The following is an 18,424-nucleotide window of genomic DNA, read 5'->3' on the forward strand; positions in this document are numbered from 1 at the left end:
GCACCGCCGAGAGGAGAGCGACACCGTGTCACCCACCCGCCCACCGGCCGACCCGCCCGGTGACGACACCCTCGATCTGAGACTCGACGAACTCGTCACCCTCCTCGAAGGCGGTCACCTCGACGCCGAACCCCTCGATGCCGAACCTCTCGGCACCGAGCCCCTCGGCGCCGACCCTCTCGACGGCGACCTGCTGGACTCCGTCGCCTCCTGGAACCCGGTCCACACCGCCGCCGGCGTCTTCCAACTCGTCCCCGTGCGGCTCGACCGCGACCTCGGGCTCGTCGCCCGATGGATGAACGACCCCGCCGTCGCGGCCTTCTGGGAACTGGCCGGACCCGAGACCGTGACCGCCGAGCACATCCGTACCCAACTCGACGGCGACGGCCGCAGCGTCCCCTGCCTCGGAGTCCTCGACGCCACGCCCATGAGCTACTTCGAGATCTACCGCGCCGACCTCGACCCGCTCGCCCGGCACTACCCGGCGCGGCCCCACGACACCGGTATCCATCTGCTGATCGGAGGCGTCACCGACCGGGGCCGCGGCGTCGGCAGCACACTGCTGCGCGCCGTCGCCGATCTCGTCCTCGACCACCGTCCCCGCTGCACCCGCGTCGTCGCCGAACCCGACATCCGTAACACCCCCTCCGTCTCAGCCTTCCTCAGCGGCGGCTTCCGCTTCGCGGCGGAAGTCGACCTCCCTGACAAGCGAGCGGCGCTCATGATGCGTGACCGCGCCCTCCGTCACGCTCTGTGAACAACCCTCTGTCTTCTATACACCGCTCGACCCACAGCGGTTCCCACTCCGAGGAGTCCTCGTGTCGATGTCCCCTGCACCCCACGACTCCGCACAGCCCACCCCCGCCACCACAGCTCCCGCCCCTGTCGCCGGGGCCGCACCGGTGCCGGCACCCGCCGTCGCACCGACGCCGCCCGCCGTCGAACCGGCGTCGGCTCCCACGCCAGCCTCCGCCGCCGCACTGACGCCGGCTCCCGCCCTGCCCGCGCCCCCCGAACTCCTGTCACCGCCCGAGCTGAACGCCGCCGCCTGGACCAGGGCCTCCTCCCGGCTCCTCGCCAAGGCCCTTGCCGAGTTCGCCTACGAGGAGATCGTCGAACCCGCTCCCGTGGAGAACGAACGGGACCTCCACACCCTGCGGCTCGACGACGGCACCACCCTCGCCTTCCGCGCCCGCCGAGGCGCCTACGGCAGCTGGTCCGTCGCCGCCGACTCGATCACCCACGAGGGCCGGCCCATGACCGACGCCCTCGACTTCCTGGTCCGCGCCCGCCGCCTCCTCCAGCTCGACGGCGCCACCCTCGGCCACCTCATCCGCGAGCTCTCCGCCACCCTCGCCGCCGACGCCCGCCTCGACCACACCGCCCTCTCCGCCGCGCGGCTCGCCGACCTCTCCTACGCCGAGCTCGAAGGGCACCAGACCGGCCACCCCTGGCTCGTCCTCAACAAGGGCCGCATCGGTTTCTCCGCTACCGACGCCGCCCTCTGGGCACCGGAGGCCCGCCGCGCCACCCGGCTGCCGTGGATCGCCGTCAGCAACCGCCTGGCCGCCTACCGGGGCGTGTCCGGGCTCTCCACCCCCGACCGCCTCTACGCCCAGGAACTCGACCCCGGGGTCCACGCCGCGTTCCGCGCCGAACTGACCGCCCGAGGACACGAACCCGACGGCTATCTCCTGCTGCCCGTGCACCCTTGGCAGTGGGACGAGATCCTGCTTCCGCTCTACGCCCCGGCCATCGCCGCCGGGACCGTCGTCCCGCTCTCCGCGGACGGAGACCTCCGGCTGCCGCAGCAGTCGGTCCGCACCTTCCTCAACACCAGCCGTCCCGACCGGCACACCGTCAAACTCCCGCTGTCCGTGCTCAACACCCTCGTCTGGCGCGGTCTGCCCACCGAACGTACCCTCGCCGCCCCGGCCGTCACCGCCTGGGTCCACGGCCTCCGCGAGGCCGACCCCTTTCTGCGGGACGAATGCGGGGTGATCCTCCTCGGCGAGGTCGCCTCCGTCACCGTCGAGCACCCCCTGTACGACCGGCTGCCCGAAGTCCCGTACCAGTACAAGGAACTCCTCGGAGCCATCTGGCGCGAACCGCTGCGCCTGCCCCCGGGCGAGCGGGCCCGCACCCTCGCCTCCCTCCTGCACACCGACCCGCAGGGACGGGCCTTCGTCGCCGAACTCGTCGAGCGCTCCGGACTCGCTCCGGCCGTCTGGCTGCAGCACCTCTTCGCCGCGCTGCTGCCCCCGCTGCTGCACTTCCTCTACCGCTACGGCACGGTCTTCTCCCCGCACGGCGAGAACGCCATCGTCGTCTACGACGGGGAGGACGTCCCCGTACGCCTGGCGATCAAGGACTTCGTCGACGACGTGAACATCAGCGCCCAGCCGCTCCCCGAGCACGACACCCTGCCGGACGACGTGCGCGCCGTCCTGCTGACCGAGGAGCCCGACTTCCTCGTCCAGTTCATCCATTCGGGGCTCTTCGTCGGCGTCTTCCGCTATCTGGCACCGCTCTGCGAGGAGCAACTCGATGTGCCGGAGGCGGACTTCTGGTCCCTCGTTCGCGCGGAGATCCTGCGTCACCAGGCGCGCTTCCCCGAGCTGAAGGAACGGTTCGAGCTCTTCGACCTCCTCACCCCCCGGATCGAGCGGCTCTGCCTCAACCGCAACCGTCTGCACCTGGACGGCTACCGGGACCGCCCCGAGCGGCCCCATGCGGCCGTCCACGGCACCGTGCCCAACCCGCTCGCGTGACGCGCGCGCGTGCCTCGCTGTCAGTGGCGCCCCGTAGGCTGGACGGGCTATGACGAAGCCATCCCTCCCCGACCTCCTCCACGCCGCCGTCACCGCCGTCGGCGGCACGGAGCGGCCCGGCCAGGTCACCATGGCCGAGGCCGTGGCCGAGGCCATCGACGACAACTCCCACCTCCTCGTCCAGGCCGGCACCGGCACGGGCAAGTCGCTCGGCTACCTGGTGCCGGCGCTGGCCCAGGGCGAGCGGGTGGTGGTGGCCACGGCCACCCTGGCGCTCCAGCGCCAGCTCGTCGAGCGTGACCTCCCGCGCACGGTCGACGCGCTGCATCCGCAGCTGCGCCGCCGCCCCCAGTTCGCCATGCTCAAGGGCCGCTCGAACTACCTCTGTCTGCACCGGCTCCACGAAGGGGTCCCGCAGGACGAGGAGGAGGGCCTCTTCGACCCGTTCGAGGCGGCCGCGCCCAGCAGCAAGCTGGGCCAGGACCTGATGCGGCTCCGGGACTGGTCGGACGAGACGGAGACCGGCGACCGGGACGACCTGACGCCCGGTGTCTCCGACAAGGCCTGGGCCCAGGTCTCGGTCTCCTCCCGCGAATGCCTCGGCGCGAGCAAGTGCGCCTACGGCCCCGAGTGCTTCGCCGAGTCGGCCCGCGAGCGGGCCAAGCTCGCCGATGTCGTCGTCACCAACCACGCCCTCCTCGCGATCGACGCCATCGAGGGTGCCCCGGTGCTCCCGCAGCACGAGGTCCTGATCGTCGACGAGGCCCACGAGCTGGTCTCCCGGGTCACCGGGGTCGCCACGGGCGAGCTCACCCCCGGCCAGGTCAACCGCGCCGTGCGGCGGTCCTCGAAGCTGGTCGACGAGAAGGTCGCCGACCAGCTGCAGACCGCGGCCGAGGGCTTCGAGCGGGTCATGGAGCTGGCCCTGCCGGGCCGTCTGGAGGAGATCCCGGAGGACCTCGCGTACGCCCTGATGGCGCTGCGCGACGCCGCCCGCGCCGTGATCACGGCGCTGGGCTCCACCCGCGACCGGTCCGTGCAGGACGAGGACGCGGTGCGGAAGCAGGCCATGGCCTCCGTGGAGACCGTCCACGGTGTGGCGGAGCGGATCACCCAAGGCTCGGAGTACGACGTCGTCTGGTACGAGCGGCACGACCGTTTCGGAGCCTCGGTGCGGGTCGCGCCGCTCACCGTCTCGGGTCTGCTGCGCGAGAAGCTGTTCACGGAGCGGTCCGTGGTGCTGGCCTCGGCGACGCTCAAGCTGGGCGGCGACTTCAACGGCGTCGGTGCGTCGCTGGGGCTCGCTCCGGAGGGCACCACGGGTGACGACCTGCCGGTCTGGAAGGGGCTCGACGTCGGCTCCCCGTTCGACTACCCCCGGCAGGGCATTCTCTACGTCGCGAAGCACCTCTCCCGTCCCGCGCGGGACGGGGACCGAGGCGACATGCTCGACGAGCTGACCGAGCTGATGCAGGCGGCCGGCGGGCGGACCCTGGGTCTGTTCTCCTCGATGCGCGCGGCGCAGCAGGCGGCGGAGGAGCTGCGGGTCCGGGTCCCGGAGCTCCCGATCCTGCTCCAGGGTGAGGACACCCTCGGCGAGCTGATCAAGAACTTCGCGGCCGATCCGAAGACCTGTCTTTTCGGCACGCTGTCGCTCTGGCAGGGCGTGGACGTCCCGGGGGCCAGCTGCCAGCTGGTCGTCATGGACAAGATCCCGTTCCCGCGCCCGGACGATCCGCTGATGAGCGCCCGGCAGAAGGCCGTCGAGGAGGCCGGGGGCAACGGCTTCATGGCGGTCGCGGCGACCCACGCCGCCCTGCTCATGGCGCAGGGCGCGGGTCGGCTCGTACGGGCCACGGGGGATCGGGGTGTCGTGGCGGTTCTCGACCCCCGGTTGGCGACGGCACGGTACGGCAGCTATCTGAAGGCCTCGCTGCCCGACTTCTGGTACACGACCGACCGCAACCAGGTGCGGAAGTCGCTGGCGGCCATCGATGCCGCCTCGAAGGCGGCGGATGCCTGAGGTCCCACCCTGCCGATCCCCGGCGCACCGGGGCTCGGCAGGACACGGCAGGGCCCCGGGACCGGCGCAGTGGGTCCCGGGGCCCGGTCAGAGCCGGCGGGCTGGGTCAGACCCGCCGAAGCACCGCCACGACCTTCCCGAGGATGGTCGCTTCGTCACCGGGGATGGGCTGGTACGCCGCGTTGTGCGGGAGCAGCCAGACGTGACCGTCCTCGCGCTTGAAGCGCTTGACCGTGGCCTCGCCGTCCAGCATCGCCGCGACGATGTCGCCGTTCTCCGCGACGGGCTGACGGCGGACGGTGACCCAGTCGCCGTCACAGATGGCGGCCTCGATCATCGAGTCGCCGACGACCTTGAGGACGAACAGCTCGCCGTCGCCGACCAGCTGCCGGGGGAGGGGGAAGACGTCCTCGACGGACTCCTCGGCGAGGATCGGGCCACCGGCCGCGATCCGGCCGACCAGCGGTACGTACGACGCGGCGGGCTTGCCCGTGGTGTCCGTCGGCTGGGTGCTCGGCTGGTCGGAGCCGCGCACCTCGTACGCCCGGGGGCGGTGCGGGTCCCGGCGCAGGAAGCCCTTGCGCTCCAGCGCCATGAGCTGGTGCGCCACCGAGGACGTGCTGGACAGGCCGACGGCCTGGCCGATCTCGCGCATCGACGGCGGGTAGCCGCGCCGCTGGACCGAGTCGCGGATGACTTCGATGACCCTGCGCTGCCGGTCGGTGAGACCGGAGCTGTCGGCTCGGATGCCTGGAGGTCGCCCGGGGAGGGCGCGGGCAGGTCGCCCGGGCTCCTCACCGTTCATGCTTGTGTCGTTCATGGCGTGCACCGGCTCGAGTCGGCCCTGGGAGCGGTCCTGGGCGGTGATGGCGGCACTGTCTGCGGTGGTGGTCACGTCGGCGGCCCCTCTCGAATGGTCTCCCTGGCTGGCACAACGGTAGTGGCTTTCGAAAGGTTGCGCCAAACACACGTTCGAGTGAAAATTCGCAGATTGCCTTACGCGTATACGCATGCGGGTGTATGTACGCTCTCGCGCCGCCGCCCTGACGCGGACGTCACGGTAGCCTTCGCGGCTGGGCCGCGCGCGGTGCACCCTCCCAGTGTCGCATTCGGAAGGGCTGAATCGCGGGAGCGGACGCCTCGCGACACGCGGAACGTCCGGAATCGCCGCCAACCCAAGATCTAGTGGTTGGATGGCATCGGCCACCCAGGGGTAGTGGTCCCCGGTCTGCCGGGGCCGCGCGCATCGCCTATGCTGGTGGTCGCTTCGCAGGGCCTTGACGGGCCGGTGAGGCTTGTCAGTCGTGCCGTGAGAAGGGTCGAAACCAATGCACTGCCCCTTCTGCAGGCACCCCGACAGCCGCGTCGTCGACAGTCGCACCACCGACGACGGGACGTCGATCCGGCGTCGTCGCCAGTGCCCCGACTGCTCCCGTCGTTTCACGACGGTGGAGACCTGCTCGCTCATGGTGGTGAAGCGCTCCGGCGTCACCGAGCCCTTCAGCCGCAACAAGGTCATCTCCGGCGTGCGCAAGGCGTGCCAGGGGCGACCGGTCACCGAGGACGCCCTCGCCAAGCTCGGCCAGCGGGTCGAGGAGGCGGTGCGCGCCACCGGCAGCGCCGAGCTGACCACCCACGACGTGGGCCTGGCCATCCTCGGCCCCCTGCAGGAGCTCGACCTCGTCGCGTACCTGCGCTTCGCGTCCGTGTACAAGGCCTTCGACAGCCTCGAAGACTTCGAGGCCGCCATCGCGGAACTCCGCGTGCGGCCTCCCGCTGAGAACGACGGGACCGGTGTGACCCCCGAGGTCCCCGTTCCCGCCACCGCCGCCGACTGATCGGCGGGCCGGGCCCACGCAGGCCCGGCGACCGGCCGCCGTGCGGCCCTGCAGACGTGCCCCGAGCGACCCCCGCGGCGCTTGTGGCAGCAGTACAGAACGACGTACAGAAGACGGTGCCCTGGGACTATCTGGGCGCCAAAGTGTGTTTTGCCCGTATATGGGAGGCGGCATGACAGAGACGGCGAGCGGTCCGGCACGTGGTTCTCGTTCCAAGGGAGCGAAGGCGACGAGCAAGGGCCTGCGTATCGAGCGCATCCACACCACCCCCGGCGTGCATCCGTACGACGAGGTGGCGTGGGAGCGCCGTGACGTCGTCATGACCAACTGGCGCGACGGCTCGATCAACTTCGAGCAGCGTGGCGTCGAGTTCCCCGACTTCTGGTCGGTGAACGCGGTCAACATCGTCACCAGCAAGTACTTCCGGGGGGCCGTCGGCACCCCGCAGCGCGAGACCGGTCTCAAGCAGCTCATCGACCGGATCGTGAAGACGTACACGAAGGCCGGCGAGGAGTACGGCTACTTCGCCTCGCCCGCCGACACCGAGATCTTCGAGCACGAGCTGGCGTACGCCCTCCTGCACCAGATCTTCAGCTTCAACTCGCCGGTCTGGTTCAACGTCGGCACGCCGCAGCCCCAGCAGGTCTCCGCCTGCTTCATCCTGGCCGTCGACGACTCCATGGAGTCCATCCTCGACTGGTACAAGGAAGAGGGCATGATCTTCAAGGGCGGCTCCGGCGCCGGCCTGAACCTCTCCCGCATCCGCTCCTCCAAGGAGCTGCTCTCCTCCGGCGGCAACGCCTCCGGCCCGGTCTCGTTCATGCGGGGCGCCGACGCCTCCGCCGGAACGATCAAGTCGGGCGGCGCGACCCGCCGCGCGGCCAAGATGGTCATCCTCGACGTCGACCACCCCGACATCGAGGACTTCATCGAGACCAAGGTCAAGGAGGAGGAGAAGATCCGCGCCCTCCGTGACGCGGGCTTCGACATGGACCTGGGCGGCGACGACATCACGTCCGTCCAGTACCAGAACGCCAACAACTCCGTCCGCGTGAACGACACGTTCATGAAGGCCGTCGAGTCCGGCGGGAAGTTCGGCCTCACCTCCCGGATGACCGGCGAGGTCATCGAGGAGGTCGACGCCAAGTCGCTCTTCCGCAAGATGGCCGAGGCCGCCTGGGCCTGCGCCGACCCGGGCATCCAGTACGACGACACGATCAACCACTGGCACACCTGCCCCGAGTCCGGCCGTATCAACGGCTCGAACCCGTGCAGCGAGTACATGCACCTGGACAACACGTCCTGCAACCTCGCCTCGCTGAACCTGATGAAGTTCCTCAAGGACGACGGCAAGGGCAACCAGGCCTTCGAGGTCGAGCGCTTCGCCAAGGTCGTCGAGCTCGTCATCACCGCGATGGACATCTCCATCTGCTTCGCCGACTTCCCCACCGAGAAGATCGGCGAGAACACCCGCGCCTACCGCCAGCTCGGCATCGGCTACGCCAACCTCGGCGCCCTGCTGATGGCGACCGGCCACGCGTACGACTCCGACGGCGGCCGCGCCCTCGCCGGTGCCATCACCTCCCTGATGACCGGTACCTCGTACCGGCGCTCCGCCGAGCTCGCCGCGGTCGTCGGCGCGTACGACGGCTACGCCCGCAACGCCGAGCCGCACCAGCGCGTCATGCAGCAGCACGCCGACGAGAACACCAAGGCCGTCCGCGTGGACGACCTGGACTCGCCGATCTGGGCCGCCGCCACGGAGGCCTGGCAGGACGTGATCCGCCTCGGCGCCAAGAACGGCTTCCGCAACGCCCAGGCCTCGGTCATCGCCCCGACCGGCACCATCGGTCTCGCGATGTCCTGCGACACCACCGGCCTCGAGCCCGACCTCGCCCTGGTCAAGTTCAAGAAGCTCGTCGGCGGCGGCTCGATGCAGATCGTCAACGGCACCGTCCCGCAGGCCCTGCGCCGCCTGGGCTACCAGGAGGAGCAGATCGAGGCGATCGTCGCCCACATCGCCGAGAACGGCAACGTGATCGACGCCCCCGGTCTGAAGACCGAGCACTACGAGGTCTTCGACTGCGCCATGGGCGAGCGCTCCATCTCCGCGATGGGTCACGTCCGCATGATGGCCGCCATCCAGCCGTGGATCTCGGGCGCCCTCTCCAAGACCGTGAACCTGCCGGAGACGGCCACGGTCGAGGACGTCGAAGAGGTCTACTTCGAGGCCTGGAAGATGGGCGTCAAGGCGCTCGCGATCTACCGCGACAACTGCAAGGTCGGCCAGCCCCTCTCCGCCAAGAAGAAGGAAGAGGAGAAGACCGAGGTCACCGCGAAGACCGAGGCGACGATCCGCGAGGCCGTCGAGAAGGTCGTCGAGTACCGCCCGGTCCGCAAGCGTCTGCCCAAGGGCCGCCCGGGGATCACCACCTCCTTCACCGTCGGCGGCGCCGAGGGTTACATGACCGCCAACTCCTACCCGGACGACGGTCTCGGCGAGGTCTTCCTCAAGATGTCCAAGCAGGGTTCGACGCTCGCCGGCATGATGGACGCCTTCTCCATCGCCGTCTCCGTCGGTCTGCAGTACGGCGTCCCGCTGGAGACGTACGTCTCGAAGTTCACCAACATGCGCTTCGAGCCGGCCGGCATGACGGACGACCCGGACGTGCGGATGGCGCAGTCGATCGTCGACTACATCTTCCGCCGCCTGGCGCTGGACTTCCTGCCCTTCGAGACCCGCTCCGCGCTCGGCATCCACTCGGCCGAGGAGCGTCAGCGCCACCTGGACACCGGCTCGTACGAGCAGTCCGTGGAGGACGAGGTCGACGTCGAGGCGCTGGCCCAGTCCGCGCCCCGCGCCCAGGAGCTGAAGGCCGTCGCGGCCCCGGCCCCGAAGATCGAGGTCCCGGCCCCGAAGCAGGCGCACACCTCGGCCGAGCTCGTCGAGATGCAGCTCGGCATCAGTGCCGACGCCCCGCTCTGCTTCTCCTGCGGGACGAAGATGCAGCGCGCCGGCTCCTGCTACATCTGCGAGGGCTGCGGCTCGACCAGCGGCTGCAGCTGACATCGTGTAGGTGCTTCATGAAGGGGACCGGCCTCGTGCCGGTCCCCTTTGCCGTGCCCGAGAGCTTCGGCGTGTCCGGGAGTCGTGCCCGTGTCAGGGAGCGCGCTTCGGGCTTCCCGCGCGTACGGAGCCCTCAGGCGCGCAGGGAACCCAGCACGGTGCCGAACACCTGGGGGTCGGCGTCGAAGCCCTGGCTGATCGGGCGGTACGACCAGCCGTCGGCGCCGTCCCGGGTGAACTCCACGACCGTCGCCGCGAGGGCGTCCGGCACATCGGCGAAGTCGTGGACCAGCAGGTCCGTGTAGCCCTCGCGGACGCGTATGCCCGTGTTCGCCACGTCACCGAAGGACCGCCGTCCACCGCCCTGCTGTATGGCGACGCCGACCACCACGCGCGCGTACCGCGGTGCCAGGCGGTCGAGCTCCAGGGTCATGGCCTCGTCGTAGCCGAAGCCCTGGCCCGTACGGCTGTCCCGGTGGAGCGTGATCGTGCCGTCGGGGGACCGGCTGCCGAAGTGCACCAGCTGGACCGGGGCCCCGTGCGGGTCGTCCGCGTCGAAGACGCCGGCGACGATGTCCAGGTCGTGGGCCGGCGCGCCGCTCGGGGCAGGGTCCCACTTGAGCGTCACCTCGACCCGGCCCACCCCTTTGTTGAGTCCGCTCATGGTGCTTCCCCTCTCCGCGTACGCCCCCGCGCACGCCTCGCGTCGAACCGCCCACCCGCTCAAAAGCCCTTGGTCGTGGGCCGATTGCCCATGGTGTCATGGGGCTACGACAGTGGGCCCGGGGGTTGAGGGGGAGATCGGTTTGTGGAGTGGTGAGGAGCTGGATCTCGATGCATATCTGGCTCGAATCGGATACGACACCGAACGGGACGGGGAACTCGTCCCCGATCTGCGGACACTGACCGCCCTTCACCGGGCGCACGTCCGAGCGGTGCCCTTCGAGAACCTCGACGTCGCACTGGGGCGACCGGTGCCGCTGGATCTGAAGAGCCTGCAGGCCAAGCTCGTCGAGCGGCGCCGCGGGGGCTACTGCTACGAGCAGAACTCCCTGTTCGCCGCCGCGCTCGAACGGATCGGCTTCACGGTGACGGCGCGCGGGGCGCGGAACCGCTCACGGGGCGCGGCGCTGCCGCCCGTCACGCACGCGCTGCTCGTCGTGGCGGTCGAGGGCGAACAGTGGCTCGCCGACGTGGGGTTCGGCTGGCAGGGACCGCTGGAGCCGGTGCCCCTGCGGGACGGTGCGCGCGTGGAGCAGAGCGGCTGGACGTTCGGGATCGTCGTGGAGGACGAGGGCATCCATGTCCTGCGGTCCCTGCGCCCGCAGGGGTGGGCCGATCTGTACGCTTTCTCCCCGCAGACCCTCTACCCCGGTGACTTCACCGTCATGAACCACTACAGCTCCAGCCATCCGCAGTCGCGTTTCCTCGGGCAGGTCGTGGCGCAGTGGCCCGGGGAGGACGAGCGCCGGGCGCTGGTGCGCGACAGGCTGTCGACGGTGCGGACGGACGGCGTCGTCGAGGAACGTGTCGTCCCCGCGGACGAGTTGATCGCGACCCTGGAGAGCCGGTTCGGGATCGAACTGGACGACGAGGAGCGCACGGGACTCGAGCGCATACATCCGGCGCGATCTTGACGGGGCCTGCCGGGGCTTTCGGAGCCGTCGGGGTCTGCCGGGGCCGCCGGGGTCTGCCAAGGTCTGCCGGGGCGGTCTCCGGGACCGTACGATGGCGCGGTGCTGGTCAAGTGGATTCGCTGCACCGTGATGGACCGTCGAGGGTTCGAGCGGGGGCAGCGGAAATGGGCGGGGCTGCTCGGTGAGCCGGGATTCCGGGGACAGGGCGGCGGGTGGAGCCGGGCTCGGCCGGACGTCGCCCATGTCTTCGGCTTCTGGGAGAGCCGGGCCTTCTACGACTCGTTCATGGCGCGTTCGCATGATCGCCTGGCGGCCGCGCAGATGGGCACGTACAAGGACATCCAGGTCAAGCTGTTCGACCACCGCTTCGACGTGAAGACCGGGTTCGAGCCGAAGTTCTCCGACGCCGACGTGGCCAGGGTGGCGCACTGCCGTGTCCATGAGGACCGCGCCGAGCACTTCGCGCTGATGCAGGAGAAGGTGTGGAACCCGGCGATGGCCGGGTCCCCCGGCATGCTGCGGGGGCTGTTCGGCGAGGCGCCGGGCAGTGAGTTCCTGGTGCTGTCGATGTGGCAGTCCGCCGCCGAGCACGGGAAGTACCGGGTGGAGCGGATCGAGCGGCTCGGACTCCGGGCCAAGACCGCGGCCGACGTGGCGGCACTGGCCGGGGACGTGGTGCAGCTCGAGTCGGCCTGGACGGTCTGAGCGGGCCGGGAAAGGGCTATACCGGGGCGTACGCGCCCGCCTCCACCCCCGCCAGAACCGCGCGTGCCGCCTGGTCCGCGAGCGCGCTGTCGATCGGTTCGCGGGTGATGAAGAGGCGCAGGAACAGGGGAGCGGAGACCGCCCGGACGACCGCGCCCGGATCGGTGCCCCGTGGTGCCTGACCGCGGGTGACGGCCCGGGTGACGACGACCTCGCAGCGCCGGAAGCGCTCGGCGTAGAAGGCGTGCAGCGCCTCCGCCGCCCGCGGGGACTGGAACGCGGCTCCGATGAACGCGGTGGGGGCCGCGCCGCCTGCGGGATCGCCGAAGGCGTCGACGACCTCGTGCGCGAGTGCGCGCAGATCTCCGGAGAGGCTCCCGGTGTCCGGTGGCGTCCAGGCGTCCTCGTTCGCCAGGTCGAGCGCGTCGGCGAGAAGGCCTTCGACGCTGCCCCAACGGCGGTAGAGCGTCGTCTTGTGGACGCCCGAGTGCTCCGCGACGTACTCCACGGTCAGGGCGGGATAGCCGTGCTCGGTCAGGCCGGTCAGGACGGCGTCGCGGACGGCCGCCCGGGTGCGGGCGGTGCGGCCGCCGGGGCGCGCGCTGCCGGGTGCCGGGGCCGGGGGCTCCTCGATCGAGTCGTTCAATTGCTACTCCCGTTGCGTTAGTGGTCCGAGTCTGCCACACTCGGCTTAACGCAATCGAAGTTGCGTTTGTCGTCCACTCTTGGAGGCGCCCTTGCCTACTCAGATCTCACTGCACGACGTCACCGTGTCCCGCGGCGAACGACTGCTCCTCGACCAGGTCTCGCTCTCCGTGCGCCCCGGGGAGCGGATCGGGATCGTGGGGGAGAACGGCGCGGGGAAGTCGACTCTGCTGCGTCTCCTCGCCGGGGCGGAGCAGCCCGACGAGGGCGGTGTCGTCACCGTCGCCGACGGCGGTCTGCGGATGCTCGCCCAGACGCCCGGACTGCCTCCCGGCGCCACCGTCGGCGACGCGATCGACGCCGCGCTCACCGAGGTCCGCGCCATGGAGCGGCGGCTGCGCGCACTCGAAACCCGACTCGACGCGGCGGACGAGGAGGAGCTCGACGCCTACGGCGAGCTCCTCACCGCCTACGAACTGCGCGGCGGATACGAGGCGGACGCCCGGGTCGACAAGGCGCTGTACGGACTCGGCCTCGCCGGTACGGGTCGCGAGCGGATACTCGGCAGCCTCTCCGGCGGCGAGCTGGCCCGGCTCGGCATCGCCTGCGCGGTCGCGGCCGGCCCCGAGGTGCTCCTGCTCGACGAACCCACCAACCACCTCGACGCACAGGCGCTCGACTGGCTGGAGGGCGCCCTCCTCGCGCACCGCGGGACCGTCGTGGTCGTCTCCCACGACCGGACCTTCCTGGAGCGCGTCGCCACCGCGATCGTCGAGGTGGACGCCGACCGGCGTGCACTCGTGCGGTACGGAGACGGATACGCCGGCTACCGAGCGGCACGAGCGGCCGCTCGGCGCCGCTGGGAGGAGGCCTACCAGGAGTGGTGCGAGGAGACGGCGCGGCTGGAGGTGTACGTCGCGACCACGGCGCACGGGGTCGCACCCGGGAGGGAGATGAAGGACAACAACAAGATGGCCTTCGACCGGGCGGCCGGCCGCGTCCAGGCCTCGGTCTCGGGGCGTGTCCGCAATGCCCGGGAGCGACTGGGACGACTCCGTGAGGAGCCCGTCCCCGAGCCGCCTCAGCCCCTCTCCTTCTCGGCCCGGCCCCTGGCGGCCGGAGCCGAGGGAGCGTTGGTCACCTTGACCGGAGTGCGGGTCGCCGACCGTCTCTCGGTGGACACGCTCACCGTGCGGGCGGGGGAGCGGCTGCTCGTCCACGGGGGAAACGGTGCGGGGAAGTCCACCCTGCTGCGGGTCATGGCAGGGACGGTCGACCCCGACGCCGGGGACGTCCGGCGCGCCGGGCGGATCGGGTACCTGGCCCAGGACATCACGGTCCGGCGCCCGGAGGAGCGGCTGCTGGCCTGCTTCGGACGCGGACTCGCCCTCGCCGAGGACGAGCGGGCCGAACTGCTCCTGTCGTACGGACTGTTCCGCCCGGCCGACCTCACCGTGCCGGTCGGCGGTCTCTCCGCGGGCCAGCTCCGCCGGCTGGCGCTCGCCCGCCTGCTGGCCAGGCCCGCCGACCTCCTCCTGCTCGACGAGCCGGGCAATCACCTGGCCCTGGGGCTGGTGGAAGAGCTGGAAGCGGCCCTGGAGCAGTGGACCGGAGCCCTGGTGGTGGTCTCGCACGACCGTGCGCTGCGCCATCGCTTCACCGGGCACATACGCCGGATGGACTCCGGACGCCTCCTCGGTTGAGCCCGCCCAGGGCGGGCGATCTAGGGTCGAGGTATGGCACGACCGCGGCGCATCGTCCTCGTACGGCATGGAGAGTCCGAGGGCAATGTCGATGACACGGTGTACGAACGGGAGCCCGACCACGCCCTGCGGCTCACGGAGACCGGGTGGCGACAGGCGGAGGCGACGGGGGAGCGGCTGCGGGAACTGTTCGGGGACGAGGCGGTGAGCGTCTACGTCTCGCCGTACCGCCGCACCCATGAGACCCTCCGCGCCTTCCGGCTGCCTCCGGAGCAGGTCAGGGTGCGGGAGGAGCCCCGACTGCGGGAACAGGACTGGGGCAATTGGCAGGAGCGGGAGGACGTACGCCTGCAGAAGGCCTACCGGGACGCGTACGGGCACTTCTTCTACCGCTTCGCCCAGGGTGAGTCGGGGGCGGACGTGTACGACCGGGTCGGATCGTTCCTGGAGAGCCTCTACCGCAGTTTCGAGGCGCCCGACCATCCGCCCAACGTCCTGATCGTCACCCACGGACTGACCATGCGGCTGTTCTGCATGCGCTGGTTCCACTGGACGGTCGCGGACTTCGAGTCGCTGTCGAATCCGGGCAACGCCGAGACCCGCATGCTCCTGCTCGACGCGGACGGGCGGTACCGACTGGACAGGCCGTTCGAACGCTGGCGTACCCCGGAACCGTACGGCCCTACCGGATAGAGTGGCAGACCGATGACCGCTGACTCCTCATTCGACCGGCGCTTCGACCGCGCCCTGGCCAGCCTGCGCGGGCTGTCCGTGGGAGACGCCCTGGGCTCCCAGTTCTTCGTACCCGCCAACTACCCCCTGCTGAAGCGGCGCGAGCTGCCCGACGGTCCCTGGCAGTGGACCGACGACACCGAGATGGCCTGCTCCGTCCTGGCCGTCCTCGCGCGCCACGAACGGATCGACCAGGACGCCCTGGCCATGTCCTTCGCCCAGCACCACGACTTCGACCGGGGTTACGGCCCCGCGGTCAACCGCATGCTCCGGCTCATCCGCGAGGGGGGCGACTGGCGGGAGCTGGCCGCCGCGCTCTTCCAGGGGCAGGGCTCCTGGGGCAACGGTGCCGCGATGCGGATCGCGCCGCTCGGAGCCTGGTACGCGGACGACCCGGAGCAGGCGACGCACCAGGCCGAGATCTCCGCCTATCCGACCCACCAGCACCGTGAGGCCGTGGTGGGTGCCATGGCCGTCGCCGCGGCGGCCGCCCTGGCGGCCGACCCGGCCGGGCCGCCCACTCCGGAGGCGCTGCTCGACGGAGTCATCGCCCTGGTGCCGCGCAGTGCGGTCGGGGCCGGACTGCGCCGGGCGCGCGACATGCTCGACTACGGTGACGCGGGCACGGTCGCCGCCGTCCTCGGCAGCGGCCGGCGGACGAGCGCGCACGACACGGTTCCGTTCGCCCTGTGGTCGGCGGCCCGCGGCCTCGGTGACTTCGAGCGGGTGTTCTGGACGACCGCCCAGGTCGGAGGCGACGTCGACACGACCTGTGCCATCGCCGGCGGTGTGGTGGCCGCGGCGGCGACCGGTACGCCGCCTGCCGAGTGGCTGCGGCAGACCGAGGAACTGCCGGAGTGGGTTCCGGCAGAGACGGCCTGAACCGACACGATGGCCCCTGAGTCCCGGGAGGGGCTCAGGGGCCATCGGCGCGTTCTCAGGCCACCGGCCCGGCGGCCTCCGCCCGTCCGCTGAGGGCCTCCAGGTCGCTCTTGCGGACCCGGATCACCAGGACGGCCGTCACCAGCGCGATCAGCACCATCCCGACGGCGGCCGTGAAGGCCGACGAGATGCCCGAGGTCAGCACCTCGTGGCCCCAGGGCGCGGGCAGCTCCTTCGTCCTCATCGCCTCGGCCTGCTGCTCGGGCGTCGCGTTCGCGAGGAAGGCGGGCATCTGCTTCTCGCCCTCCTCCCGGCTCGCCGTGCCGAAGATCGTGACCAGGATGGACAGGCCCAGCGACCCGCCGACCTGCTGCGTGGCGTTGAGCAGGCCCGACGCGGCTCCCGCCTCGTGCTGGGCCACCCCGGAGACGGCCGTGAGCGTGAGCGTCACGAAGTTGAGGCCCATGCCGAAGCCGAACAGGATCATCGGGCCGAGGACACCGCTCGCGTAACTGCTGTCCGAGCTGATGAACGTCAGCCAGAACAGGCCCGCGCCGGTGATCGCCGCACCGCTCACCATGAACGGCTTGGGGCCGAGGACCGGCAGCAGCCGCTGGGCCAGCCCCGCTCCGGCCCCGATCGCGAAGGTCACGGGAAGGAAGGCGAGTCCGGACTGGATCGGGGTGTAGCCGAGGACGTTCTGGACCCAGAGCACGATGAAGAAGAACATGCCGAACATGGCGGCCGCCAGGCTGAGCATGATGACGTACGTGCCCGAGCGGTTGCGGTCCGCGAACATCCGGAGCGGGGTGATCGGTTCCTTCGCGCGGGACTCCACGACCGCGAAGGCGACCAGAAGGATGACCGCCGAGACGAAGGACCCGATGGTCAGCGCGTCCTCCCAGCCCTTCTCGGACGCACGGATGAACCCGTAGACCAGTGCCGCCATACCGAGCGTCGAGGTCGCGGCTCCCGCGATGTCGAACCGGCCGGGGTGACGCTCGGACTCCGCGATGTAGCGCGGGGTCAGGAAGGCGATCAGCAGACCGATCGGGACGTTCACGAAGAGGACCCACCGCCAGTCCAGCCACTCCGTGAGGACGCCGCCGGCGAGCAGGCCGATCGCACCGCCACCCGCGGAGACGGCGGCGAACACGCCGAACGCCCGGTTGCGTTCCGGCCCTTCCGGGAACGTCGTGGTGATCAGCGCGAGCGAGGTGGGCGAGGCGATGGCACCGCCGACACCCTGCAGGGCCCGTGCGGCGAGCAGCTGCCAGGGCTCCTGGGCGAAGCCGCCGAGCAGCGAGGCGAAGGTGAAGAGCAGGATGCCGGCCATGAACACCCGGCGGCGCCCCAGGATGTCCCCGGCCCGTCCGCCGAGGAGCAGCAGGCCGCCGAAGGTGAGCGTGTAGGCGCTGAGCACCCACGACAGGTCGGTGGTCGAGAAGGAGAGCGCGTCCTGGATGTGCGGCAGGGCGATGTTCACGATCGTGGCGTCGAGGACGACCATCAGCTGGCAGGCGGCGATGACCGTCAAGGCGATACCCGGCCGTCCTCCGGCGCGAGCGGGGCCGTCCTTGGTCTGTGTGTCGACCGGAGAAGTTGTCACTATGGATCCCCCACGGAAGAATTAGTGAACGCACCCGTTCACTGTTCATCACGGTAGTGAGTCCCCCGCAGTGAACGCAACCGTTCACTGCGCGCTGCCGACGACATGACACCGCCTCAACGGAGAGATCCTGATGGTTACTTCGCGCTCCACGGCCGCCGCCCGGCCGGCAGGGGTGGTACTGCGACGCCGCGGCCCCGTACTCGAACGCGCCATCCTGGAGGCCGCGCTCGAACAGCTGAGCAGCGTCGGCTGGAACGGCCTCACCATGGAAGGTGTCGCGGTCGGCGCGCAGACGGGCAAAGCGGCGGTGTACCGGCGATGGCCCTCGAAGGAAGACCTCGTCGCCGACGCGCTCCAGGCCGGACTCCCGGCCCTCGACGAGGCTCCGGATCTGGGGAGTGTGCGCGAGGAGCTGTACGAGCTGTGCCGCCGCGTCCGGGACGTCATGTACTCCAAGCCCGGTTTCGCCCTGCGTGCCGTCCTTCACGAATGCGATGCCGAGGCCGCCGAGAGGTTCCACGGACTGATCGTCACCGGGGTCGTCGAGCCTTCGGCCCGACTCTTCCGGGACGTGCTGCGCCGGGGAATCGCAAGGGGTGAGGTGCGTGCGGATGCGAACAATGACCTGGTGGTCGACGTCGTACCGGCGATGATGATGTATCGCTCGAAGGTGTGCGCAAGCGAATGGCCAGACCGAGAGATCGCCGATCTGATCGACCGGATCATGGTGCCGCTCCTGCGCGCCTGACCGGGGCCGGGCGGCCTCCGAGGGGTGATGCGCAGGGGCCCGGGAGCGTGCTCCGGCGACC

Annotated in this window: 15 protein-coding genes; 11 read left to right on the forward strand and 4 right to left on the reverse strand. The window is 70.7% G+C overall.

From position 1 onward, the window contains the following. Positions 1–25 precede the first annotated feature (25 nt). The 3 genes from AMK27_RS13470 (at position 26) to AMK27_RS13480 (ending at position 4,794) form a co-directional block, all read left to right on the forward strand. Positions 26–757, forward strand: coding sequence for a GNAT family N-acetyltransferase (locus AMK27_RS13470; protein ID WP_073906271.1), 732 nt, complete (start codon positions 26–28; stop codon positions 755–757). A gap of 67 nt (positions 758–824) precedes the next feature. Next, the gene (locus tag AMK27_RS13475) at positions 825–2,771 is read left to right on the forward strand and encodes an IucA/IucC family protein (RefSeq protein WP_241847483.1); all 1,947 of its coding nucleotides are present in this window, start codon (positions 825–827) and stop codon (positions 2,769–2,771) included. Between the two features lie 49 nt (positions 2,772–2,820). Beyond that, positions 2,821–4,794: an ATP-dependent DNA helicase gene (locus tag AMK27_RS13480; protein WP_073906273.1), complete on the forward strand. Its 1,974-nt coding sequence runs from the start codon at positions 2,821–2,823 to the stop codon at positions 4,792–4,794. A gap of 106 nt (positions 4,795–4,900) precedes the next feature. Here AMK27_RS13480 and lexA read toward each other — a convergent pair whose 3' ends face one another. Further along, positions 4,901–5,689 carry a transcriptional repressor LexA gene (gene lexA, locus AMK27_RS13485; RefSeq protein WP_073906275.1) on the reverse strand — a complete coding sequence of 263 codons (789 nt, stop codon included), beginning with the start codon at positions 5,687–5,689 and terminating at the stop codon, positions 4,901–4,903. 433 nt (positions 5,690–6,122) lie between these two features. On the opposite strand from lexA, the gene nrdR reads away from it, so the two are divergent. Continuing rightward, positions 6,123–6,632 (forward strand): transcriptional regulator NrdR, encoded by a 510-nt coding sequence (gene nrdR / locus AMK27_RS13490; protein ID WP_073906277.1) that lies wholly within the window; start codon positions 6,123–6,125, stop codon positions 6,630–6,632. Between the two features lie 172 nt (positions 6,633–6,804). Continuing rightward, on the forward strand, positions 6,805–9,699 hold the full coding sequence (locus AMK27_RS13495; RefSeq protein WP_073906279.1) for a vitamin B12-dependent ribonucleotide reductase: 2,895 nt from the start codon (positions 6,805–6,807) through the stop codon (positions 9,697–9,699). Between the two features lie 133 nt (positions 9,700–9,832). On the opposite strand, the gene AMK27_RS13500 is transcribed toward AMK27_RS13495, so the two are convergent. Then, positions 9,833–10,363, reverse strand: coding sequence for a TerD family protein (locus AMK27_RS13500; RefSeq protein ID WP_073906281.1), 531 nt, complete (start codon positions 10,361–10,363; stop codon positions 9,833–9,835). 142 nt (positions 10,364–10,505) lie between these two features. Between AMK27_RS13500 and AMK27_RS13505 the strand changes: the two genes are divergently transcribed. Together AMK27_RS13505 and AMK27_RS13510 are read left to right on the forward strand one after the other, a co-directional pair. Next, the gene (locus AMK27_RS13505; protein ID WP_241847484.1) at positions 10,506–11,336 is read left to right on the forward strand and encodes an arylamine N-acetyltransferase family protein; all 831 of its coding nucleotides are present in this window, start codon (positions 10,506–10,508) and stop codon (positions 11,334–11,336) included. 99 nt (positions 11,337–11,435) lie between these two features. Beyond that, complete coding sequence (locus AMK27_RS13510) at positions 11,436–12,041, forward strand: YdbC family protein (RefSeq protein ID WP_073906285.1); 606 nt, start codon at positions 11,436–11,438, stop codon at positions 12,039–12,041. A 16-nt stretch (positions 12,042–12,057) separates the two neighbouring features. Here AMK27_RS13510 and AMK27_RS13515 read toward each other — a convergent pair whose 3' ends face one another. After that, entirely contained in the window at positions 12,058–12,687 is a 630-nt protein-coding gene (locus AMK27_RS13515; protein ID WP_073906287.1) for a TetR/AcrR family transcriptional regulator, read from the reverse strand. A gap of 91 nt (positions 12,688–12,778) precedes the next feature. On the opposite strand from AMK27_RS13515, the gene AMK27_RS13520 reads away from it, so the two are divergent. From AMK27_RS13520 to AMK27_RS13530, 3 genes are read left to right on the forward strand one after another with little or no spacing between them, the layout of a single operon-like run. Continuing rightward, a complete protein-coding gene (locus AMK27_RS13520) occupies positions 12,779–14,389 on the forward strand; it encodes an ABC-F family ATP-binding cassette domain-containing protein (RefSeq protein ID WP_073906289.1) in 1,611 nt (536 codons plus the stop codon). Positions 14,390–14,422: 33 nt separating this feature from the next. Further along, positions 14,423–15,082 (forward strand): histidine phosphatase family protein, encoded by a 660-nt coding sequence (locus AMK27_RS13525; RefSeq protein ID WP_073906291.1) that lies wholly within the window; start codon positions 14,423–14,425, stop codon positions 15,080–15,082. Positions 15,083–15,094: 12 nt separating this feature from the next. Then, on the forward strand, positions 15,095–16,003 hold the full coding sequence (locus AMK27_RS13530) for an ADP-ribosylglycohydrolase family protein (RefSeq protein ID WP_073906293.1): 909 nt from the start codon (positions 15,095–15,097) through the stop codon (positions 16,001–16,003). A gap of 55 nt (positions 16,004–16,058) precedes the next feature. On the opposite strand, the gene AMK27_RS13535 is transcribed toward AMK27_RS13530, so the two are convergent. Continuing rightward, entirely contained in the window at positions 16,059–17,612 is a 1,554-nt protein-coding gene (locus tag AMK27_RS13535) for an MFS transporter (protein ID WP_073906295.1), read from the reverse strand. Between the two features lie 133 nt (positions 17,613–17,745). Between AMK27_RS13535 and AMK27_RS13540 the strand changes: the two genes are divergently transcribed. After that, positions 17,746–18,363 (forward strand): TetR/AcrR family transcriptional regulator, encoded by a 618-nt coding sequence (locus tag AMK27_RS13540; RefSeq protein ID WP_073906297.1) that lies wholly within the window; start codon positions 17,746–17,748, stop codon positions 18,361–18,363. The last annotated feature ends 61 nt before the right edge of the window (positions 18,364–18,424 follow it).

Source organism: Streptomyces sp. CB02009 (assembly GCF_001905825.1).
Taxonomy (GTDB): Bacteria; Actinomycetota; Actinomycetes; order Streptomycetales; family Streptomycetaceae; genus Streptomyces.